The following is a 21,642-nucleotide window of genomic DNA, read 5'->3' on the forward strand; positions in this document are numbered from 1 at the left end:
CGCAGCGCCGAGCCAGCCGGCCTGTACCAAGCATTTGCCGGTTACGGCGGCGGCGGAATCGCATAAGAAAGCCCCAAGAATTTCCTAGAGGTTGCCCATGCCGCGCATTGCCTATGTCAACGGGCGCTATGTCACGCACGCCGACGCCGCCGTGCATATCGAGGATCGCGGCTATCAGTTCGCCGACGGCGTCTACGAGGTGTGCGAAGTAGCGCGCGGCTTCATCGTCGACATGCCGCGCCACCTGGCCCGGCTGAACCGCTCGCTGACCGAATTGTCGATCGCCTGGCCAGTCACCTCTCACGTGCTGCCGCTCATCCTGCGCGAGGTGGTCAACCGCAATCATGTCGCCAACGGCCTGGTCTATGTCCAGGTGACGCGCGGCGTTGCCAGCCGCGACTTTGTCTTCCCTTCCGCCGACACCAAGCCGTCCCTGGTAGTGACCGCCAGGAAAGCCGATCCGGCGGCTGGAGCAAAGCGAGCCGAGACCGGTATCGCTGTCATCACCGTGCCGGAGAACCGCTGGGATCGCGTCGACATCAAGAGCGTCGGACTGCTGCCCAATGTATTGGCCAAGCAGAAGGCCAAGGAAGCGGGCGCCCAGGAAGCCTGGTTCGTCGACGGCGACGGCATGGTCAAGGAAGGCGGATCGTCCAACGCCTGGATCGTCACCAGGGACGGCGTCCTGGTTACCAGGCCGGCCGAGCATGGCATCCTGCGCGGCATCACCCGCACGACCATGTTTGAAGTGGCTGCCAAGCTCGGCCTGAAGATCGAGGAGCGCGGCTTTTCCGTCGCCGAGGCCAAGGCGGCACGCGAGGCGTTCATCAGTTCCGCAACGACAATTGCCATGCCGGTCGTGGCCATCGACGGCGATACGGTCGCCAATGGACACCCCGGCTCAATAACACTTTCGTTGCGGCAGGCCTTTTTTGACATTGCGGAAAAAAGTCCAGCCTGATAACCGCACAGGTGGAATGAACATCAATATATCTCGTTCTGCTTGTCGTTACTGACGACGAGACGGTGTTTGCGAGCTTGACATGCGCCCGTTAATTTGGCGCATTGGCTTGCAAATCGAAGGGGATCGGCGAAAGACAAGAACAATGGCGGAACGATCGCAAAACCTTCAGGACCTGTTCCTGAATTCAGTTCGCAAGAGCAAGAACCCACTCACCATCTTCCTCATCAACGGCGTCAAGCTGACCGGCGTGGTCACTTCGTTCGACAATTTCTGTGTGCTGCTGCGCCGTGACGGTCACTCCCAGCTCGTCTACAAGCACGCCATTTCCACGATCATGCCGAGCCAGCCGGTTCAGATGTTCGATGGCGAGGAAAGTCAGGGCGCCTGATTGGCACGTGAGAAAGACGCGGACGCCACTGTTCGCGGAAAACCAGCGCATCATCCCGGGACGGAAGCCAAGGGCCCGACCCGGGCCGTTGTCATTGTGCCCGTCCTGACCCGCCACCAGCGCAACGACGACGAGACCAACCGCCCACGGCTGATGCGTTCGGCTGACGCTCGCCACGACGAGGCCGTCGGTCTTGCCCGCGCCATCAATCTTGACCTGATCCACACGGCGGTGGTCACCGTCAATGATCCGCGCCCGGCGACGCTGCTGGGCAGCGGCAAGGTGGCCGAGTTCGCCGAAATCGTCAAAGAGGGTCACGCGGAGGTGGTCGTCGTCGACCATCCGCTGACCCCGGTGCAGCAGCGCAATCTCGAGAAAGAGCTGAACGCCAAGGTGCTGGACCGCACCGGGCTGATCCTTGAGATTTTTGGCGAGCGCGCGCGCACCAAGGAAGGCACGCTGCAGGTCGAGCTCGCCCATCTCAACTACCAGAAGGGCCGTCTAGTACGCAGCTGGACCCACCTTGAGCGCCAGCGCGGCGGCGCCGGCTTCCTCGGCGGCCCCGGCGAAACGCAGATCGAATCGGATCGGCGACAGCTGCAGGAAAAGATCATCAAGCTGAAGCACGAGTTGGAAACGGTGCGCCGCACGCGCGACCTGCACCGAGCCAAGCGCAGGAAGGTGCCGTTCCCGGTGGTGGCGATTGTCGGCTATACCAACGCCGGCAAGTCGACGCTGTTCAACCGACTGACCGGAGCGGATGTGCTGGCGCAGGACATGCTGTTCGCCACGCTCGATCCAACGCTGCGCCGCGTGCGCCTGCCGCATGGCACGCCGATCATCCTTTCGGACACGGTCGGCTTCATCTCGGACCTGCCGACGCATCTGGTCGCGGCTTTCCGCGCCACCCTGGAAGAGGTGGTCGAGGCCGATCTCGTCATCCACCTGCGCGACATTTCAGATCCCGATACCGCGGCGCAAGCCGAGGATGTCGAGCGTATCCTCGCCGACCTCGGTGTCGATGCCGGCGACGCCAAACGGGTCATAGAAGTGTGGAACAAGATCGACAGGCTCGACGAGGGCAACAGGAGCCGGCTGCTCGCCGATGGCGCCGACGCCAGCAAGGCGCCGCCCATTGCGGTGTCGGCGGTGACCGGCGAGGGAATCGATGCGCTGAAGGCGATCATCGAAACGCGGATGGCGGGTGAGCTTGAAGACCTGACGGTGACGATCGAGCCGGCACAGTTCGGCCTTGTCGACTGGCTTTATCGCAATGGCGATGTCCTTTCCCGAAGCGACAATGATGACGGTAGCGTCACCATCTCGCTCAAGGCAACACAAAGCGCCCGCGAAGAGATCGAAAGCAGATTGCGTCGCAAAAACAACGGCTAATGCATGTCGCCCAAAAGTGGTCCCGGTTTTGGGACTACGACATGCATAGACAAATCCAAAAGCAGGCTACTTCGCGGTTTTTGCTTCCTGCCACAGCGCTTCCATCTCGGCCAGATCAGCCTTTTCCAGCGTACTGCCGGACTTTTCCAGGGCCTGTTCGACATAATGGAAGCGTGAGCGGAATTTCTCGTTGGTGCCGCTCAGCGCTGCTTCCGAATCGAGCTTGAGGTGACGGCCGAGATTGACGACGGCAAACAGCATGTCGCCGAACTCGTCCTTGATCGAGGCTGTGTCGCCCTTGGCCAATGCCTCGCGCAGCTCGCCGATCTCTTCCTGGATCTTGTCGAGTATGGGCGCCGCCTCGCTCCAGTCGAAGCCGACGCGGGCGGCCTTCTCCTGAAGTTTCAGCGCCCGGGTCAGGGCGGGCAGGGCGACCGGCACGCTGTCCAGAAACCCCTTGCCGTTGTCTTCCGGGTCGAGACCGCGGGCGAGGCGGGCGCTTCGCTTCTCAGCCTTCTCTTCGGCCTTGATCTTTTCCCACATGCCCTTGGCCATGCCGGCGCTGCGGGCTTTTTCGTCGCCGAAGACATGCGGATGGCGACGGATCATCTTCGTTGTGATGGCTTGCACCACGTCAGGGAAGGCAAATTCGCCGGCTTCCTTGGCCATCTGGGCATGATAGACGACCTGCAGCAGAAGATCGCCGAGTTCGTCGCGCAGATCGTCGAGGTCGCCGCGCGCGATGGCGTCGGCCACCTCATAGGCTTCCTCGATCGTATAGGGCGCGATGGTCGAGAAATCCTGTTCGATGTCCCAAGGGCAGCCGGTCTTGGGCGCCCGCAGCGCCGCCATGATTTCGATCAGGCGCGAAATATCTTTCGATGGCGTCATGTGGTGGATGGTATCGCGCCGCCGGCCGCGCGGCCAACGCTGTCAGCCGGCGAGGGGGGCTTGTCCACAGGTGCTGGATACCCAGCCTGTCAGTCGAGCACAGAAACGATCGCCTTGGCGAGTTCGTCCATGCCGTCCTCGGGCAGACCGGCGACATTGATACGGCTGTCGCCGACCATGTAGACGCCGTGCTCGGCGCGCAGCCGCTCGACCTGCGCTTCCGTGAGGCCAAGGCGGGAAAACATGCCGCGATGGCTGGCAACGAAATCGAAGCGGTCGGAATTGGACTGCCGGCGCAACGCCTCGGCGAACTGGACGCGAAGCCTGAGCATGCGCAGGCGCATCTCTTCAAGCTCAGCCTCCCAGTCCGCACGCAAGGCGGCATCTTCCAGCACGATGCGCACCGCGGCAGCGCCATGGTCCGGCGGCATCGAATACATGGCGCGCGCCGCCGACAGCATCTGGCTCATCGCCACATCCGCCTGTGCGCCGTCCTTGGCCAGGATCATCGCCGCGCCGACACGGTCGCGGTAGACGGCGAAATTCTTCGAGCAGCTCGACGCGACGACCATTTCCGGAACTTTCGCGGCCAGCAGGCGCAAGCCGAGGGCGTCGGCCTCAAGGCCATCGCCAAAGCCTTGATAGGCGATGTCGACAAACGGCAGCAGCTCGCGCTCGACGACCAGATCGGTAACGGCAGCCCACTGGGCCGCATCCAGATTGGCGCCGGTCGGGTTGTGGCAGCAGCCATGCAGCAGCACGACGTCGCCGCTCTTTGCCGTCCGCAGCGCTGCCAGCATGTCGTCGGAACGAACGGCGCCCGAGGCCGCATCGAAATAGGGGTATTCGCGGATCTGCAGGCCGGCGGCGCGCATCACCGGCATGTGGTTCGGCCATGTCGGGTCCGACAGCCAGATGGTTGCATCGGAGCGTGTCCGCTTCAGCAGTTCCGCCACCAGCCGCAGCGCGCCGGAGCCGCCAGGCGCCTGTGCGGCGCGGATGCGCGTCATGTCGGCACCCGGACCGAAGGCGAGCTTGGCCATCACAGTGGTGAATCCGGTATCGCCGGCAAGGCCAAGATAGGTCTTGGTGTCCTGACCCTGTAGCAGCCGCTTTTCGGCTTCGCGCACCGCGCGCATGACCGGTGTCTTGCCGTCGCGATCCTTGTAGACGCCGACGCCGAGGTCGACCTTGTCGGGGCGCGGGTCGGCGCGATAAAGGCCTATCAGGGCCAGGATCTTGTCGGCTGGGGCGGGCTGCAAGGCTTCAAACATCGATACGGCTCCAATGGCGGCGGAGTGATACGCAAATCGGCCGCGTTTCGCCAGCGCTTTTCCTGCCGCCTCAGCCGATGCAAAGCTTGATGCCGGTGTCAGCAGCGGTTCAAAGGATGAGCAGAAGCGAACGATGTGCTCCAGCGAACCCAGCGAAAAATTTGGCAGGGCAGGGATTAAAATCCCCACATGCTCCGTAAACAGGACATGAAACCGTCGATGCCGCGCTTTGACATCATAGGACAGCTCGGTTCGCTGCGCCGCTACGCGCGCTCGCTGACGCGCGACAGCACGGACGCCGAGGATCTCGTGCAGGACGCGCTGGTGCGTGCCTATGAGCGGCGCGGCACCTTCCGCTCCGGTGGAAATCTGCGCGCTTGGCTGCTGTCGATCGTCCACAACGCCTTCATCGACAAAATGCGGTCCCGCAGGTCCGAAGCGGCGCGCGTCGAACAGGCCGGATACCTTGCCGAGGGCAGCACACCGGCGCCGCAGGAACATTCGGTGCGCCTGGCGCAGGTACGCGAAGCCTTTTTCAGCCTGCCGGAAGAACAGCGTTCAGCGCTGCACCTCGTTGCCATCGAAGGCCTTTCCTACAGCCAAGCCGCCGATGCAAGCGGCGTGCCGCTGGGTACGCTGATGTCACGCATTGGCAGGGCGCGCGCCGCACTGCGCGAGATGGAGGCGGCTCCCGCGAAGGCGAAAAACCATCTCAAGATCGTTGGAGGCCCGTCATGACAGCAACTGTCGATCCCGTGACGGATATCGACCTCGACGCCTATGTCGACGACCAGGTCGACGTCACCCGCCGCATCGAGGTCGAGGCTTTTCTGTCCGCTCGGCCGGAGGCCGCGGCACGCGTGATGTCGGATCTCAGAACCCGCGATGAACTGCGCGTGGCGCTTGCCGGCTCCAAGGGCATGGCGCGGCCCGCGACCGCCGATGCCGCGCGACGGCTGGAGAGGGCGCTTGCGCGCGGCCACATCTTCGGTGTGTTGCAGCGTGCTGCGGCGGTCGCCGCCTTCGTGGCCGCCGGTTGGCTGGCGAACGGCATAATCGGGCCGATGTCGGTGACCAAGGTCGTCGCCTCGCCGCAGTCGCCTGCCTATGTCGACGAGGCGGTGCGGGCCCACAGGACGACGCTGGTGCGCGAGAGCATGCCCTCGCAGCCGGAAGCGCCCAATTACAACGCCGGCGAGATCCGCGCCGCGACCGCCATCGTCATGCCGTCACTGCCGGCGGACTGGAAGGTCCGCGACGTGCAGATCTATCCGTCGCGCTTTGGCCCGAGCGTCGAGATGGCGGTCGAGACGAAGGACATGGGACTGGTGTCGCTGTTTGCGATCCGGCCCGGAACCTTCGACGTCGTCAAGCCGACCATCGCGCCATCGGGCGATATTTCCTCGGCTTATTTCCAGGTCGGCGAGGTCGCCTATGCGGTGGTCGGACGGAGCGAGGTCCACGACCTCGATCGCGCCGCCGAGACGCTCGCCAGAACGTTGTACTGACCGATCCACAAGGAGAACGCAAATGAACACCCCCAATCTGGGATACCGCGTCGGCGCCGGCGCCCAAACCGGAGCCATCTTCGACGAGGGCCTGCGCCAGCACATGCTGCGCGTCTACAACTACATGGGCGTTGGCCTGGTGGTCACCGGCCTGGTCGCCTTCATGATATCGTCGACGCCGGCGCTCTACGTGCCAATCTTCTCCAGCCCGCTGAAATGGGTGGTGATGCTGGCGCCGCTCGCCTTCGTCATGCTGTTCTCGTTCAAGATGCAGACCATGTCGGCGGCCAGCGCCCAGGCGATGTTCTGGGCTTTCTGCGCGGTCATGGGCCTGTCGCTCGCCTCCGTGTTCCTGGTCTTCACCGGAACCAGCATCGCGCGCACCTTCTTCATCGCCGCCACCATGTTCGGCGCCACCAGCCTCTACGGCTACACGACCAAGCGCGACCTGACCCAGTTCTCGTCGTTCATGATCATGGGCCTGATCGGCGTGGTGATCGCCAGCATCGTCAACATCTTCCTCGGCTCGACCGCGCTGCAGTTCGCCATCTCGGTGATCGGCATTGGCGTGTTCATCGGCCTGACCGCCTGGGACACGCAGACGATCAAGGAACAGTATGCCGAGAACTTCGACGCTGAATCGCGCCAGAAGCTCGCCGTCTTCGGCGCCTTCTCGCTCTATCTGAACTTCATCAACATCTTCCAGCTGTTGCTGAATTTCACCGGCGAACGCGAGTAATCCGGACCGTAGCAGGCAACGCTACGCATCTTGCCGTGGCCGGAGGGCAACCTCGGGCCACGGTTTTCTATTTGAGGCAGCACCTTTCATGCTGTGCCGTGGATCATTCATCGCGGCTGACCGAGACGCGATGTAGATCTGCCGCTCTTGAGTTCACACGTCGCCTTTTGCTAGCCTGCCGGCCACGCCCCACTCGCGAGGACGCATGGAACAGGACAGCCTGACGCTTCACGGTGACGGCATCTCGGCGACTGTCGTCGGGCAGGGCGCCGAACTGGTCTCCCTGCGCGGTGCCGACGGCACAGAGTTTCTGTGGCAGGCCGGCCCGGAATGGCGGCGTCACTCGCCGGTGCTGTTCCCGATCGTCGGGCGGCTGAAGGGCGACCAGTTGCATCATCAAGGCCAGACCTATCCGATGACGCAGCATGGGTTCGCGCGCGACAAGCCGTTTGCCTGGGCGCAGAGGGAGCCAGGGGCCTGCACGCTGGTCCTCACCGACGACGCCGATACCCGTGCGCACTACCCCTTCGCCTTTCGCCTGGCGGTGACCTACACATTGGACCGCCGTCAGCTTGATGTGACATTCGACATCACCAACACCGGCGATGAGCTGCTGCCGGCATCGATCGGGGCGCACCCGGCGTTCAATTGGCCCTTGCTGCAGGATCTGGCCAAGACGGATTGCCGGCTGACCTTTGCCGATGACGAGCCGGCGCCGATCCGCCGGCTGAAGGACGGCCTGCTGCTGAAAACACCACAGCCGACGCCTGTCGAAGGCAAAACTCTAGCGCTCTCCGAACGGTTGTTTGACGAGGACGCCGTGATCATGGACCAGCCAGCCAGCACCAGTGTGCGTTATGCCGCTGAGCGTGGTCCGGCCCTGGAGATGTCGTGGCAGGGATTTCGGGAATTGGGCATCTGGTCAAAGCCGGGTGGCGCGCCATTCCTGTGCATCGAACCCTGGCACGGCATCGCAAGCCCGGTGGATTTCGACGGCGATTTTGTCGACAAGCCGGGCCTGATGCTGATCGCACCTGCAGCAAAGCGCGTGCTGAGCTATCAGATACGGCTGCTGTGACGCCCTTGATCGGCAGATCCGCCCACACCGACGGTGCCCGATGAAGCTGTATTTCAGCCGCAATCCCAATCCTCGACTCGTGGTCGCTGTGGCACGCTATCTCGATGCGAAAGTCGACTTTGAATTCGCCTCGCCATTCGCTCCAGGGCAAGCGGAGAAATATCGCCCGCTAAATCCCAATCTCTCGCTGCCCATCCTTGTGGAAGATGGGAAAAGTCTTTGGGAGGCAGACGCCATAGCCTGCCGGCTGTCACGCGATGCGCATTCGGATTTCTGGCGCACCGGCGATGACGAACCCGAGATGATCCGGTGGCTCAGCTGGGGCAAGGAGCACTTCGCATTCGCTTGCGACACGGTGCATTTCGAACGTGGGACCAAACAGCGGTACGGCATAGGCCCGATCGATCAGGAGCGGGTGGAAGAGGGGCTAAGACATTTCCGCACGGCCGCTGCAATACTGGAGGCCGTGCTTGCCGAGCGGCAATGGCTGGTAGGGAATTCGGTTTCCTTTGCCGACTTCCGAATGGCGACCTTTCTGCCGTTCAACGATGTCGCCAGATTGCCGCTCGATGATTATCCCGCTGTCAGGCGCTGGTATCGTCGGCTTGAAGAGATCGACGCCTGGCGCGATCCGTTCAAAGGGTTGGATGCACCTGAATTGCCGCCGGTGCCGCGAGCGGCAGTTGCGGATCAGGGGTGAGGGGAACGCGAAGCGCCGCGCAGGAGGTCGCGGCCTACCAAGGCAATGACGTGCGGGAGATCGAATGAAAATTTATGTGCTGAACGTGGTGGAAGGACAGGAATGGGTCCTTCCTCGACAGGCGGACGACTACCAGCTGTTCTCGAGCCTGTGCGGCCAGAAGCAGACACGATGGCATCCGCCCCAGATGGAAATCCTGCGCCAACACGACGACGGCACGCTCCGGCACTATTCAGATTTTCCATGGCTTGGCGAGCACGTACTCATCCTGCGGGCGAGGGCGTTGAAGTTGCTTCGGCCAACCCTCGAACCGTACGGTGAATTCCTGTCGCTTCGTTCTGACCAGGCCATATCGCTCTGCGCTTGACGAAGAACGCTCAAAGATCGTTCGCTTCGACGATGGCGGGATAATGGTGATCGAAAGCCTCGTCCTTCGACCGGACGCAATCGGCGGTACCGAGATATTCAAGCTGCCCGAGCGTGCCGGCAGAGTACGAATATCCGAAATCTATCTGCAGGAGACGATCGTGCGCCGGATCGGGGAGCTTGGGCTCAAGGGCATTGCTTTCAACATGGTCTGGAGCGACGAGCCGGTCGGACAAGACAGGATCGAATATCCCTGTGTGGCAAAGGACATTTCACCCGCAAGCTCGCTCAACCGCCTTTGGGCCGGTCTACGGCGAAGAGCAGGGTTGTGATTTCAAACCTGCCGGACGACGGTGCCGATCACGTTGACGAGAAGGCGCGCGGCGGTCAGGGCTGACAGGCCGTCAATGTCGGCGGGGGGATAGAACTCCACCAGGTCGAATCCTGCGATCCTGGCCCGCCTGCCAAGGCCGGCGACCAGGTCGATCACCTGCGTGTAGGTGAGGCCGCCGGGCGTCCGCGCCGCCACGCCCGGCATGATGCTTGGATCGAGGCTGTCGCAGTCGAAGGTGACGACGACCCGCGCGCCTTCCGGAATATGCCGCAGTGCGGCTTCGACGCCCTGGGCGTGGACCTCGCGGGCGGTCACGAAGCGGCTGCCATAGCGCCGCGCCGCTTCGATTTCGGTGAGGCGCGCGCTGCCGACGCTGCGCAGGCCGACCTGCACGATGCCGGCGACATGCGGCATCTCACTCGCCCGGCGCATCGGGCTCGAATAGCCGTAGCGTTCGCCATCCACCTCGTCGCGCCAGTCGATATGGGCGTCGATCTGCAGGACCCAGACCGGCCCGTGATCGGCAAAGCTGGCGAGGAACGGAATGGTCGCAGAACAGTCGCCGCCGAGCAGGATCGGCACAGACGGCAACGCCAGGATGTCGCGCATTTTCGCCTCGATCCGACCCCGGTTGCCGGCATTGTCATGCATCGTGGTCGGGACGTCGCCGGCGTCGATGCAAGAGACCGGCTTGCCGTCGAACAGCGGGCCGCCGAGATCGAAATCCCAATGCTCGATGAGCGCGGCATCGTCCTGGCTCGCAGCGCGGATGGCGTCGGCGGCCAAGGCATGGCCGCTGCTGTCCTTGCCGGGATAGGTGCTGCCGTGGCCGGCTCCGAAGATCACCGCACGGGGCACCCGGCCGTCTGCGAGGCGGTCGGGTAAGCCGAGAAAGGGAGGCGAGGGGGGCATTTCTTGATAGGTCCTGATGATGGTTTAGCTGAAATTTCGGTGTTGCCGGCACCTATCGACCGGCCGCCTGGTGCCCTTCATCGGGCATTCCCGGCCGCCGGGAAAATGCTTCATGATTGCGCAAAGGTGAGGGTGCTATTCCTTCACCGCGCCGGTCATCGAGGAAACGTAGTGCTCGACAAAGAACGAATAGAGCACCACGACCGGCAAGGAGCCGATCAGCGCTCCCGCCATCAGTGCCCCCCATTCATAGACGTCGGAGCGGACAAGCTCCGTGAGCACCCCGACCGGTACTGTCTTGTTTTCGGACGATTGGATGAACGTCAGGGCATAGATGAACTCGTTCCATGAGAGGGTGAATGCGAATATGCCGGCTGAGATCAGGCCGGGCACCGACAGTGGCAGTACGATCTTGGTGAGGATCTGCCACCGGCTCGCCCCGTCAATCAGCGCGCATTCTTCCAGTTCGAACGGGATGGAACGGAAGTACCCCATCAGAAGCCAGGTGCAGAACGGGATCAGGAAGGTTGGGTAGGTGAGGATGAGCGCAAAGGGCGTGTCGTAGAGCCCAAGGTTGAACACCATCACAGACAGCGGGATGAACAGGATCGAAGGCGGCACAAGATAGGCCAGGAAGACTGCGAGACCGACCTGACGTGCCCCGGAAAACCGTAGCCGTTCGATCGCATAGGCCGCGAAAACTGCAGCCAGCAGCGACAGGAACGTGGCGGCTGTCGAGATGATGACCGTGTTGAGCAGCCAGCCCGGATAAGACGTGTCGAAGAGGAGATAGCGGATGTGCTCCAAGGTCGGGTGCACGACCCAGAACGGATTGAAATTTGCATAGTCGGTCATTTCGAGATTGGGCTTAACAGCCGTGATCGTCATCCAGTAAAACGGAAACAGCAGCACGATGACGAACACCAGCAACGGCAGATAGACCGTCACCACGCGGCGCGGCAGACTCTGAAGGTAACCCATGCCGCCTTCGTCGAGTTCCGGACGTTTCTTTTTTGCAATCGCGGTCATTGTCAGTCTCCGCCGCCCTGCTGCCATTTGCGGCGTTGCAGGCCGAAATAGCTGAACAGGATCGCTGCAAGCAGGAATGGGATCATGGCGACCGCGATTGCAGCGCCCTCGCCAAGCTGGCCTCCGGAAATGCCGCGCTGAAACGACAATGTCGCCATCAGATGGGTAGCATTCACCGGTCCGCCGCGGGTCAGCACATAGATCAACTGGAAATCGGTGAAGGTGAACAGCACGGAGAAGGTCATGGTGATGGCGATGATCGGCGTCAGCAGCGGCAGCGTCACATAGCGGAACAATTGCCAGCGGCTGGCACCGTCAAGCGTCGCGGCCTCGTAGAGCGACTGCGGAATCGTCTGCAAGCCTGCAAGCAGTGTGATCGCCACGAAAGGAATGCCGCGCCAGACATTGGCGGCGATGACCGACGCCCGCGCGTTCGTCGGATCGCCGAGGAAATTGATGCGATGGTCAATAAGGCCCATCTGCTGCAGCGCCCAGGACAGGATCGAGAACTGCGCATCGTAGATCCACCAGAAGGCGATGGCCGACAGCACCGTCGGCACTACCCACGGCAGCAGGACAATCGCGCGGAAGAACGATTTGAAGGGCAGGTTTTGATTGAGAATGAGAGCCAGCCAGAGGCCAAGCGCGAATTTCAGGATCGAGGCGCTGATCGTGTAGAGCAAGGTGTTGAAGACGGAGAGCCAGAAGACGGCGTCGCTCCAAAGATATTCGTAGTTCTCGAGGCCGATGAAGATGCCGGGGCGGCCGATGCGTGCATCGGTGAAGCCAAGCCAGACGCCGAGGCCGAGCGGATAGGTCAGGAAGACAAGTAGCAGTGCCGCCGCCGGCAGCATGAAGCCGAAGCCAAGCGCGTTCCGGCTTTCGGCCAGTGACGAGAGGCTCCGCGAGAGGATCGACGGACGCGGCTGAACGGCAGCAGAAGGCACGGCCATGGGTTGGCTCCTCACGAAGTCTGGTGCATCGCGACCCGAGTGGCCGCCACGCGAATCCGGAACTTGGCCGGGCAGCGCGCTCGCGGGCTGCCCGGCTGCGCTGTGATCAGACGCGATAGTACCGGTTTGCTCGCTTCTCGGCCTCTTCCATCGCCTCTTGCGGCGTCGCCTGTCCTGTCACGGCCTTGGCGAACATGTCGACCAGGACATAATCGGCCATGGTCGCTGCCGAAGCATAACCGAGCGGCCCGGCATAGCCGTTGGGACGCAGCGTCGCCGAGGCTTTCGCATAAGCGGCATTGTTCGGGTCGGCCGTCCACACCGGATTGTTGTCGAAGGCTTTGAGTGTCTGGCAGCAGTAGCCCGCCGAGGAAGTGATCCAGTCCGACATTTGCGGATCCTCGAACATGAACTGCAGATAGGCTTTGGCCGCGTTGGGGTAGGGCGTGTAGTCGAAAATGACGGCCGTGGTCACCTGGAACAGTTCGACGGATTTGCCGACAGGGCCGATCGGCAGGTTGGTCGTGCGTATGTCCTTGGCGATTTCAGCCAGCTTGGGATCCTTGTCCTTGTTGATCTTGGCCGTGTTGTAGGCGGAAATTCCATTGGCGATCACCCCCAGTTCGCCGGCCAGGAAGGCGCGGTTGTTGTTGACGTCGAGCCAGCTTTCGGTGCCGGGGATGAAGGTCTTGTAGAGCTCCTGCGCGTATTCGATCGCCTTGAGGGTCTCCGGGCTGTTGATCGCCACCTTTCCGCCTTCGTCGACCATCTGACCGCCATGGCTCCAGAGCAGCCAGTGAGCGTAGTTGTTACCGTCGCCGACGCCATGGCCGTGCGTGAAGCCGGCGGGATGTCCCTTCGCCTGCAAGGCCTTGCAGAGTTCGAGGAAGCCTGCGGTGTCCTTCGGAAACTCCGAGAAGCCAGCTTCCTTCACCCAGCTCTCCCGATAGACGATGGCATTGCCGATGGTGGCCAGGGGCAGGCCGAGGAATTTGCCCTCCCGTGTTGCATACTGCTTTGGACCGTCGTGCCAGCCGCCATATTTCGCGCCCAGATACTCACCCAACTCCGACACATCGTGAAGCTTGTCGGGATATTGATGCGGGTCGTCGAACCAGACGAACATGAGGTCCGGACCGGAGCCGACATTGGCGGCGACCGCCGCCTTGGGGCGAATGTCCTCCCAGCTTTCCTTGTCGACGCGAACCTGGACGCCTGTAGCCTCGGTGAACCGCTTGGTATTGGCCAGCCATTGGTCCTCATCGCCCTGCACGAACGGCGACCAACGCAGCAGCCGCAGCTTTGCGCCTTCCTCGGGCTTATATGTCAATCCCTGTTGGGCGAAGGCGGGAGAGCCGACGAACCGGCTTCCCAAGACACCCGCCGCGGCGCCAGCGGTGGTGCGGATCACGTCACGTCTGGTGAATTTCATGCTCGTTTCCTCCTGTTTATTGTCCTTGCCGTGAAGTCCTACTGCTCGGTGCGTGTTTCGAATCGCTGTCCGGTTTCGCCGTGGAAGAGATGGATGAGGCCGGGATCGGCCGTAAGCCGGATGGTTTCGCCCGGCGTGAAGGAATGGCGTTCCCGGAAATTCGCGACGATCTCTTCGCCGCTGGCTGTCCGGCCGATGAGCTGCACTTCGGACCCTGTTGGCTCGACCACTGCGACGGTGACCGGAATGCCCTGGTGGTCGGACAGCCGCAAATGCTCCGGCCGTATTCCCAGCACCACCGGCTCGCCATTGCCGATGGAAAGTGCCGAGGCCAGCGGGATTGAAATCCCCCCGGAGCCTCGAAAGGACGGCGAGCCGTCGGTGGCGATTTCGCCCCTGAGCAAATTCATGGCCGGCGAGCCGATAAAGCTGGCGACAAAAAGATTGTTCGGCCGGTCATAGAGTTCCAGTGGCGGGCCGATCTGCTCGACGATGCCGTCGTGCATGACGACGATCTTGTCGGCCATGGTCATGGCTTCGATCTGGTCGTGAGTGACATAGACTGTCGTGGTCTTCAGGCGCTGGTGCAATTCCTTGATCTCGGCACGCATCTGCACTCGGAGCTTGGCGTCGAGATTGGATAGCGGCTCGTCGAAGAGGAAGACAGCCGGATCGCGCACGATCGCTCGACCCATGGCGACGCGCTGGCGCTGGCCGCCGGAAAGCTGCCGCGGATAGCGCGACAGCAGCGGCACTAGTCCAAGGATTTCGGCCGCGCGCTGAACGCCGGCATCGCTTTCGGCTTTCGAAACACCCTTGAGCATGAGCGAGAATGCCATGTTCTCGGCGACGGTCATGTGCGGGTAGAGCGCGTAGTTCTGGAAGACCATGGCGACGTCGCGTTCTTTTGGCGCCACGTTGTTGACGACCCGCTCGCCAATCGCAATCTGGCCGCGCGAAATCTTTTCCAGGCCGGCGATCATCCTGAGAAGGGTCGACTTTCCGCAGCCCGACGGCCCGACCAGAGTGACGAACTCGCCGTCTTTTATATCCACGCTGACGCCGTGGAGAATCTCGACGGTCCCGAACGACTTGTAGACATCGCCAATCGCGACAGACGCCATCGATTTCCTCCCGACAGATTCCTGCGACGTCGTCGAAGGGAACCGCTTTCTATCTGGCCCGCGACAGCTCCCAAGCTCCTCCCTGGTCACGCGCGATGATGAAACGGTAGCGCTACCAGACCTGCCTGTAAAGGCAAACGCCTGCCGAAAGTAGCATCATGAATCAAGCAGGTGAACCAGAGTGCGATGCGGTGACGGCCACCGATGGCAAGCAAGAGTTCATTGTCCGGGAGAGAGGCCATCGATCCCAATCGTCATCCAACAGCAGGCGGGAACGTTCGATTGTCGGGCAGCGTTCGCTGAAATGCTCAAGACGCTGCCGCGAGGTGACCCTGTTGTCGTCCGAGAGGTCGAAGCTGGCCCGGGTGAGGGTGGCGCCCATCACATAGTTCCAGAGCGACCATATCGCGACGTTCAGATCTGCCTCCCTCGCTAGCGGTGCCGGGCATTCAGCAAAGCGGAAGCGACATTCCTACTTTGCAAAAGTGGGACATTTTAACTTTGGGCCACATCAGAAAGTCGCATAAGATAGATTATGGAACTTACGCATTAGCCAAGAACTGGAAATTGCCGCTGATTTTCATAGGCTTGAGCCAATTGTCGCGTATTGCCTTGAGCGGATAGCCAACGCTAGGCTGTCGAAATGAAGATGGCAAACAGCGACATCGAAGCGGCCGTCGACGTGTTCGTGCATGGCTACAGCGCCGACAGAAGCCGAACCTTTCCTTACGAGGCCAGCCGCGTCGGACCGTTGTGGCTGATGCGCGACGCCGAGCGCAAGAATCCTCGCGACTACCGCGGCGAGGAATGGGTCGTCCATGACGTCGCCGCTCCAGAGGCCGATGCCATCGTGCGGCAACATGCACGGTCGGGCTTTGCCATTTCCGTTGTGATCGCGAACGAGGATCCGGACGGGCCGACACGAGCCGCCTACAAAGCTCTCGGCTATCGGCTGCTTCGGACCGAAGGCTTTTTCGTCCACCGATTGCGCCAGATTCCGAGTCCGCCGGCGGTTGCTTCGGTCGAACGCGTGCAGACAGCCGAACGGGCGGCGCAGTTGGGAAAGATCATCCGCAGGCTGCCGATCGCGGACGATTTGCTCGGCGATAGTGCGCCGTTCCGCCAGTATGTGGCAGTCGATGGCGCCGATATCGTTGGGCGCGTGCGCAGCTTGGATGCCGTGGGAGCCACGTGGTGTTCGAGCATGTATGTCGAGCCTTCGCACCGGCGTCGCGGCATTGGCCAGGCTTTGATGTCGAAAATGTTGCACGACGATCGGGCGCGTGGGTCGAGGTACTCGGTGCTGGCTGCAACCCACGCCGGGGCGCTGCTTTATCCCCGGATGGGCTACGAGCGGATCGGAACGCTGCTAATATTTGCACCAAGGAGTCGAAAGCCCTCATGAAGGTCTATTCGCATCACACTGAATCATAAGGGATTTCGATCACCATTCCATCATAGGCCGGTTCGACGTTGGCTGGTGTCTCGGCCATCACCGTGGCGTAGTCGAGCGGCACGTGCATATGCGTCAGCACGGCGTGTGTTGGCGCCAATCGCTCGATCCAGTCCAACGCTTGCCCAAGTGACAGGTGACTTGGATGCATCCGGTACTGCAGCGCGTCGATGATCAACACGTCGAGGCCGCGCAGCCGTTCGACGGTGGCCTCCGGAAAGCCACTGATGTCAGGGCAATAGGCTAGCGCGCCGATGCGAAAGCCGAGCGATATGATATCGCCATGGATTTGCGGCAACGGCTCGAGGGTGAGGGCACCCCCCTCTCCTTCGATGACCACCGGCCTGGCGTGGTCGATGAGATGCGGCCGGACGATCGGCGGATAGGAACTGCCTTGCGGCGTCTCGAAACAATATCCGAACGCCTCCCGCAGCCGAAGCATTGTCGCGGTGTCGGCGTGGATGTCGATCAGCTGGCGCTGATCCTGAACGAAACCGCGCAGGTCGTCGATGCCGTGGATATGGTCGGCATGAGGGTGCGTATAGACGACCGCATCGATGCGTTTGACGCAGGCCATCAGCATTTGCTGCCGAAAATCCGGTCCTGTGTCGATGACGACAATCGTGCGGATGCCGTTCGCCGCGATCCGCTCGACCAGGACAGCGGTGCGCATGCGCCGGTTCTTCGGGTTGTGCGGGTCGCAATTGCCCCAGTCGCCAGTGATGCGCGGCGTGCCTGGCGACGAGCCGCAGCCGAGAATGGTGAGGCGCAGGCGGTCAGGCATCGTTCAGGCACTTTGCTCGGGCCAAACACTTTGCTCGGGAGGTCGCGGCATCTTGCCGAACAGGCGGAAGAAATTGTTCGTCGTCAGATCAGCGATTTCAGCCTCGCCGACACCGATTGTTTCGGCCAGCACCCTGGCGGTATGGGCGACATAGGCCGGTTCGTTGCGCTTGCCGCGAAATGGCACGGGCGCCAGGTAGGGCGCGTCGGTTTCGACCAGCAGGCGGTCGTGCGGCACATCGGCGGCAATGGCGCGCAACTCTGCCGAATTCTTGAAGGTGAGAATGCCTGAGAACGACACGTAGCCGCCGAGAGCGACGCCCACCTCGGCAAGTCGGCGCCCGGAGGAAAAGCAATGCAGGATGAAGGGGAAGGCGCCCTTCCCTGTTTCGTCCTCGAGAATATTAGCCATATCGGCATCGGCATCGCGTGAATGGATGACCAGGGGCAGCCCCGTTTCGCGTGCGGCGGCGATGTGATTGCGAAACGCTTGCGCCTGTGCATCGCGTGGCGCCTTGTCGTAGAAATAGTCGAGACCGGCCTCGCCGATCGCCACCACCTTCGGGTGGGCAGCCAGCCGCACCAGATCGGCTGACGTTACGTCCAGCTCTTCCGCGGCATTGTGCGGATGGGTGCCGACCGAACAGTATACCTCATCGAAAGTATCTGCGATTTCAAGGATTTGCTGAAATCGCTTCACTCGAGTTGAGATCGTCACCATGCGAGCGACACCGGCCGCCTTGGCGCGGGCGACGATAGCCGCCCTCTCCTCGGCGAAATCTGGAAAATCCAGATGGCAGTGGCTGTCGACGAGCATCAGACGTTCGCGTCCGGCTGTTCGACGTAACGCGGAAACACCCCTTCCGGCACGGGCAACGCAGTGCCTGGCACCAGCGCATGGTCGGCGTGGACATGCGCGAAATCGCGCCTATCCGCCGGGACCGCCAGCAGATCGAGCAGTTTGTTGGCCGAGCCCGGGACGAAGGGCTGACACAGCACCGCCACGCGACGCACGACCTCGGCGGTCGTCCACAGCACGGTTTCCATGCGCGCCGGATTGGTCTTCTTCAGCGCCCATGGTGCCTCGCCGGCGAAGTATCGGTCGGCTTCCGCCACCACCCCGAAGATCGACGCGAGCGCCAGATGGATAGCCTGCTCGGCCATCGCCTTGCGCGCGGTGTCGAGCGCGGCGACGGCCTGGTCCAGGATCGCGCTGTCGGCATCCGTCAGCTCGCCGCGTTGCGGCACCACGCCGCCGCAGTTCTTGGCGATCATCGACAGCGATCGCTGCGCCAGATTGCCGAGACCATTGGCAAGGTCGGCATTGGTACGGTTGACGATCGCCTCATGGCTGTAGCTGCCATCGTTGCCGAACGGCACCTCGCGCAGGAAGAAATAGCGCACCTGGTCGAGACCGTAGTGCTCGACCATGGCGAATGGATCGACGACGTTGCCAACCGATTTCGACATTTTCTCGCCGCGGTTGAACAGGAAGCCATGCGCGAAAACGCGCTTTGGCAACTCGATACCGGCCGACATCAGAAAGGCCGGCCAATAGACCGCATGGAAGCGGACAATGTCCTTGCCGATGATGTGCGTGGCCGGCCAATAGCGCCACTGCTCGGCCTTTGTGTCGGGATAGCCGGCGGCGGTGATGTAATTGGTCAAGGCGTCGACCCAGACATACATCACATGCTTGTCGTCGCCTGGCACCGGCACGCCCCATTTGAAGGTCGTACGCGAGATCGACAGATCCTTCAGCCCGGACTTGACGAAGCTCAGCACCTCGTTGCGGCGCTCAGTCGGACCGACAAAGTCGGGCTGGCTCTCATAAAGTGCCAGCAATTTGTCCTGATAGGCGGAAAGCCGGAAGAAGTAGCTTTCTTCCTCGTTCCATTCGACGGGCGAGCCAAGCGGTTCGCGACGCACGCCGTCGTCGCCGACGGTCGTCTCACCTTCGTCGAAATAGGCTTCCTGGCGAACCGAGTACCAGCCGCTATAGCGGTCGAGATAGATGTCGCCATTGGCGGCCATCGCCTTCCAGATCGCCTGGCAGGATTCATAGTGGCGCGGCTCCGTCGTGCGAATGTACTCGTCATTCGAGCCGCCCATCGCCTCGGTCATGGCACGGAAAATCGCCGAATTGCGGTCGGCCAGCGCCAGAGGCGTTATGCCTTCCTTCTCGGCCGTCTGCTGCATCTTGAGGCCATGTTCGTCCGTGCCGGTCAGGAAGAACACGTCCTTGCCGTCCAGACGCTGGAAGCGAGCCAACGCGTCGGTTGCAATGACCGTATAGGCGTGACCGATATGCGGCTTGCCGTTCGGATAGAAGATCGGGGTGGTGATGTAGAATGTGTCGCGTGACATGAATGGACCGTCATGAATGTCTGAATGGAAAGGCGTGGCGGTGGATATCGCATCGGAACGGCGATTGCCATCCCGTGGCCAATGCATGCCGCCCAAAAGTGGCCCCGGTTTTGAGGGCAACGGCATGCATCGAAAAGGCCGTCACATTCGCATTGCAGAGTTCAGGCGCTCGATCATGGTCAAAGCGTGCTGCTTCTTGTCGAGATTGTAGGTATCGGTCTCAGATATAGCGTCCAGTGCCTCATGCCAAGTGTCCGACAGCGTTTTGGCCCGAGCGAGATCGCCCGCCAGCGCTGCCTGGCTTGCCGCGTCCGACAACAGGTCCAGTGCCCGGCGGTTGAAGATATCGAACTGGATCGCCTGGTCGCGGCCGGCCACGGCTTCGGCAAGACGAAACGCGCCGCCGACATCGCTCTTTCTTCCCGCCACCAGGGCGTCGAGCGTCGAGGCGATCTCCAGCCCGCCATACTGCGTCAACAGGATCGCGTTGCGGGCGCTGCCTCCTGCCCGCTCGGCCAGTGCCGCGCGCGCCGCTGGGTCGTCCGGCGGCGGCGGTCCCGCCGTTTCCAGCACCGCCATCAGCTCTTCGGCGTCGAGCGGCGTCAATCGCACCACCTGGCAGCGCGACCGGATCGTCGGCAGCAGACTGCCCGGTGCATGGACGATCAGGATGAACAAGGTTCGTGCCGGCGGCTCTTCAAGATTCTTCAGCAAGGCATTGGCGGCATTGGCGTTCATGTCGTCGGCCGGGTCGACGATGACGACCCGGTAGCTGCCATCATGCGAGGTCAGCGACAGGAAGCGGTTGACCTTGCGAATTTCATCGACAGTGACGACCGTCTTGAAGCTCTTGGTCTTGTCGTTCAGCGGCCGGGTCAGATGCAGCACGCCGGGATGCGCCCCGGTGGCGATCTGGCGAAACAGCGACGAAGCCGGATCGGGAGTGGCAAGGCTTTCCGGCGCCTGCGCGAAATCCGGATGCTTCAGGAGATGGTGAGCAAGATGGAAGGCCAGCGTCGCCTTGCCGATGCCGACCGGTCCGGAGAAGATCAGCGCATGCGGCAGCTTTCCCGCGCGGTAGGCGGCGGTGAGCATGGCCGCGGCTTGGCTGTGCCCGACCAGACGCGGCGTTTCGGATGGCTCGGGCACGCCGTCCAGCGTGTCGTGCTGTTCGGGTGCGATGCGCTCAAAAATCATGCCGGTGTCGCCTGCCTGTCGCGAGCCGGCGTTCTCGCTTCCAGCGCCGCGAAGACGGCGGCGGTAACGACATTTTCGACCACGTCGGGATCGGCGGCCGCATCGACCACGATACAGCGTTCCGGCTCGGCCGCGGCGATCGCCAGGAACGCCTCGCGGCGGGCCTCGTGGATCGCCAGCGTCTCCTTTTCGAAGCGGTCGGCGACTGCCTCGGTACCGCGCCGCAGCGTTGCGCGCCTCAGGCCTTCCGCCGGATCGATGTCGAAGATCAGCGTCATGTCCGGCATCATGCCGTTGATGGCAACCTGCTCCAGCGTATCCATGAACACCGGATCGATCCCGCCGGTGACGCCCTGGTAGACGCGCGAGGAATCGAGGAAGCGGTCACAAAGCACGATGGAGCCGCGCTCGACCGCCGGCCGGATGACCTGTTCGACATGGTCGGACCGCGCGGCGGCGAAAAGCAGCGCTTCCATCTTCGGCCCGAACGGTTCGGCGGCGCCCGAAAGCAGCACGTGCCTGACCGCTTCGGCGCCCAGCGAGCCGCCCGGTTCGCGGGTAAGGAGGACGTCGTATTTCTTGGCGCGCATCTTCCTGGCCAGCCGCTCGATCTGCGTCGACTTGCCTGCTCCTTCGCCGCCTTCGAAGGTGATGAAAAATCCACGTGCCAACCGAGAGGCCTTCTTGTCCTTGCCTGAATGGGATTGTCGCGCTCTAGATAGTCCCCGTTCGACGAAACGTCCATGTCGTCGATTTTT

Annotated in this window: 23 protein-coding genes and 1 pseudogene; 10 read left to right on the top strand and 14 right to left on the bottom strand. The window is 62.3% G+C overall.

Annotated elements, in window-relative coordinates:
- Window positions 1-97 precede the first annotated feature (97 nt).
- From ASD12_RS17840 to hflX, 3 genes are all read left to right on the top strand, one after another.
- Window positions 98-961 carry a D-amino-acid transaminase gene (locus ASD12_RS17840; protein ID WP_056588736.1) on the top strand — a complete coding sequence of 288 codons (864 nt, stop codon included), beginning with the start codon at window positions 98-100 and terminating at the stop codon, window positions 959-961.
- Between the two features lie 145 nt (window positions 962-1,106).
- Window positions 1,107-1,352 carry an RNA chaperone Hfq gene (gene hfq / locus ASD12_RS17845; RefSeq protein ID WP_006202172.1) on the top strand — a complete coding sequence of 82 codons (246 nt, stop codon included), beginning with the start codon at window positions 1,107-1,109 and terminating at the stop codon, window positions 1,350-1,352.
- Window positions 1,353-2,744 carry a GTPase HflX gene (hflX, locus tag ASD12_RS17850; RefSeq protein ID WP_056588739.1) on the top strand — a complete coding sequence of 464 codons (1,392 nt, stop codon included), beginning with the start codon at window positions 1,353-1,355 and terminating at the stop codon, window positions 2,742-2,744.
- A 66-nt stretch (window positions 2,745-2,810) separates the two neighbouring features.
- Here the strand turns inward: hflX and mazG are convergent, their stop codons facing one another.
- Window positions 2,811-3,635 carry a nucleoside triphosphate pyrophosphohydrolase gene (gene mazG / locus ASD12_RS17855; RefSeq protein ID WP_056588742.1) on the bottom strand — a complete coding sequence of 275 codons (825 nt, stop codon included), beginning with the start codon at window positions 3,633-3,635 and terminating at the stop codon, window positions 2,811-2,813.
- Window positions 3,636-3,724: 89 nt separating this feature from the next.
- Window positions 3,725-4,909: an amino acid aminotransferase gene (locus ASD12_RS17860; protein WP_056588814.1), complete on the bottom strand. Its 1,185-nt coding sequence runs from the start codon at window positions 4,907-4,909 to the stop codon at window positions 3,725-3,727.
- A 189-nt stretch (window positions 4,910-5,098) separates the two neighbouring features.
- Between ASD12_RS17860 and ASD12_RS17865 the strand changes: the two genes are divergently transcribed.
- The 6 genes from ASD12_RS17865 (at window position 5,099) to ASD12_RS35390 (ending at window position 9,301) form a co-directional block, all read left to right on the top strand.
- A complete protein-coding gene (locus tag ASD12_RS17865; RefSeq protein WP_082525508.1) occupies window positions 5,099-5,647 on the top strand; it encodes a sigma-70 family RNA polymerase sigma factor in 549 nt (182 codons plus the stop codon).
- Complete coding sequence (locus ASD12_RS17870; RefSeq protein ID WP_056588747.1) at window positions 5,644-6,417, top strand: anti-sigma factor; 774 nt, start codon at window positions 5,644-5,646, stop codon at window positions 6,415-6,417. Before ASD12_RS17865 ends, ASD12_RS17870 begins: the two co-directional genes overlap by 4 nt.
- A 22-nt stretch (window positions 6,418-6,439) precedes the next feature.
- Window positions 6,440-7,156, top strand: a complete 717-nt coding sequence (locus ASD12_RS17875) for a Bax inhibitor-1/YccA family protein (RefSeq protein WP_056588750.1) — start codon at window positions 6,440-6,442, stop codon at window positions 7,154-7,156.
- Window positions 7,157-7,361: 205 nt separating this feature from the next.
- A complete protein-coding gene (locus ASD12_RS17880) occupies window positions 7,362-8,234 on the top strand; it encodes an aldose 1-epimerase family protein (protein WP_056588753.1) in 873 nt (290 codons plus the stop codon).
- 40 nt (window positions 8,235-8,274) lie between these two features.
- Window positions 8,275-8,934, top strand: a complete 660-nt coding sequence (locus ASD12_RS17885) for a glutathione S-transferase family protein (RefSeq protein WP_056588756.1) — start codon at window positions 8,275-8,277, stop codon at window positions 8,932-8,934.
- A gap of 64 nt (window positions 8,935-8,998) precedes the next feature.
- Window positions 8,999-9,301 carry a hypothetical protein gene (locus ASD12_RS35390; protein ID WP_244482882.1) on the top strand — a complete coding sequence of 101 codons (303 nt, stop codon included), beginning with the start codon at window positions 8,999-9,001 and terminating at the stop codon, window positions 9,299-9,301.
- Window positions 9,302-9,311: 10 nt separating this feature from the next.
- Here ASD12_RS35390 and ASD12_RS35395 read toward each other — a convergent pair whose 3' ends face one another.
- From ASD12_RS35395 to ASD12_RS33255, 7 genes and pseudogenes are all read right to left on the bottom strand, one after another.
- Window positions 9,312-9,536, bottom strand: coding sequence for a hypothetical protein (locus tag ASD12_RS35395; protein WP_244482883.1), 225 nt, complete (start codon window positions 9,534-9,536; stop codon window positions 9,312-9,314).
- Window positions 9,537-9,634: 98 nt separating this feature from the next.
- Window positions 9,635-10,546 (bottom strand): agmatinase, encoded by a 912-nt coding sequence (locus ASD12_RS17895; protein WP_056588760.1) that lies wholly within the window; start codon window positions 10,544-10,546, stop codon window positions 9,635-9,637.
- Window positions 10,547-10,681: 135 nt separating this feature from the next.
- A complete protein-coding gene (locus ASD12_RS17900) occupies window positions 10,682-11,575 on the bottom strand; it encodes a carbohydrate ABC transporter permease (RefSeq protein ID WP_056588763.1) in 894 nt (297 codons plus the stop codon).
- A gap of 2 nt (window positions 11,576-11,577) precedes the next feature.
- Window positions 11,578-12,528 carry a sugar ABC transporter permease gene (locus ASD12_RS17905; RefSeq protein WP_056588765.1) on the bottom strand — a complete coding sequence of 317 codons (951 nt, stop codon included), beginning with the start codon at window positions 12,526-12,528 and terminating at the stop codon, window positions 11,578-11,580.
- Window positions 12,529-12,634: 106 nt separating this feature from the next.
- Window positions 12,635-13,960 (bottom strand): ABC transporter substrate-binding protein, encoded by a 1,326-nt coding sequence (locus ASD12_RS17910; protein ID WP_056588767.1) that lies wholly within the window; start codon window positions 13,958-13,960, stop codon window positions 12,635-12,637.
- 38 nt (window positions 13,961-13,998) lie between these two features.
- Window positions 13,999-15,084: a sn-glycerol-3-phosphate ABC transporter ATP-binding protein UgpC gene (ugpC, locus tag ASD12_RS17915; protein WP_056588770.1), complete on the bottom strand. Its 1,086-nt coding sequence runs from the start codon at window positions 15,082-15,084 to the stop codon at window positions 13,999-14,001.
- 163 nt (window positions 15,085-15,247) lie between these two features.
- Window positions 15,248-15,511: pseudogene (locus tag ASD12_RS33255) on the bottom strand (hypothetical protein); the annotation flags it as partial.
- A 333-nt stretch (window positions 15,512-15,844) separates the two neighbouring features.
- On the opposite strand from ASD12_RS33255, the gene ASD12_RS17920 reads away from it, so the two are divergent.
- Complete coding sequence (locus ASD12_RS17920; protein ID WP_244482884.1) at window positions 15,845-16,489, top strand: GNAT family N-acetyltransferase; 645 nt, start codon at window positions 15,845-15,847, stop codon at window positions 16,487-16,489.
- Window positions 16,490-16,502: 13 nt separating this feature from the next.
- Here the strand turns inward: ASD12_RS17920 and ASD12_RS17925 are convergent, their stop codons facing one another.
- The 5 genes from ASD12_RS17925 to tmk form a co-directional block, all read right to left on the bottom strand.
- A complete protein-coding gene (locus tag ASD12_RS17925; protein ID WP_056588777.1) occupies window positions 16,503-17,321 on the bottom strand; it encodes an MBL fold metallo-hydrolase in 819 nt (272 codons plus the stop codon).
- Window positions 17,322-17,324: 3 nt separating this feature from the next.
- A complete protein-coding gene (locus ASD12_RS17930) occupies window positions 17,325-18,137 on the bottom strand; it encodes a TatD family hydrolase (RefSeq protein ID WP_056588780.1) in 813 nt (270 codons plus the stop codon).
- The gene (gene metG / locus ASD12_RS17935; protein ID WP_056588820.1) at window positions 18,137-19,687 is read right to left on the bottom strand and encodes a methionine--tRNA ligase; all 1,551 of its coding nucleotides are present in this window, start codon (window positions 19,685-19,687) and stop codon (window positions 18,137-18,139) included. Before metG ends, ASD12_RS17930 begins: the two co-directional genes overlap by 1 nt.
- 141 nt (window positions 19,688-19,828) lie before the next feature.
- Complete coding sequence (locus tag ASD12_RS17940; RefSeq protein ID WP_056588782.1) at window positions 19,829-20,884, bottom strand: DNA polymerase III subunit delta'; 1,056 nt, start codon at window positions 20,882-20,884, stop codon at window positions 19,829-19,831.
- A complete protein-coding gene (gene tmk / locus ASD12_RS17945) occupies window positions 20,881-21,555 on the bottom strand; it encodes a dTMP kinase (RefSeq protein ID WP_056588784.1) in 675 nt (224 codons plus the stop codon). Before tmk ends, ASD12_RS17940 begins: the two co-directional genes overlap by 4 nt.
- Window positions 21,556-21,642 lie beyond the last annotated feature (87 nt).

It is taken from the genome of Mesorhizobium sp. Root102 (assembly GCF_001425625.1).
Taxonomy (GTDB): Bacteria; Pseudomonadota; Alphaproteobacteria; order Rhizobiales; family Rhizobiaceae; genus Mesorhizobium.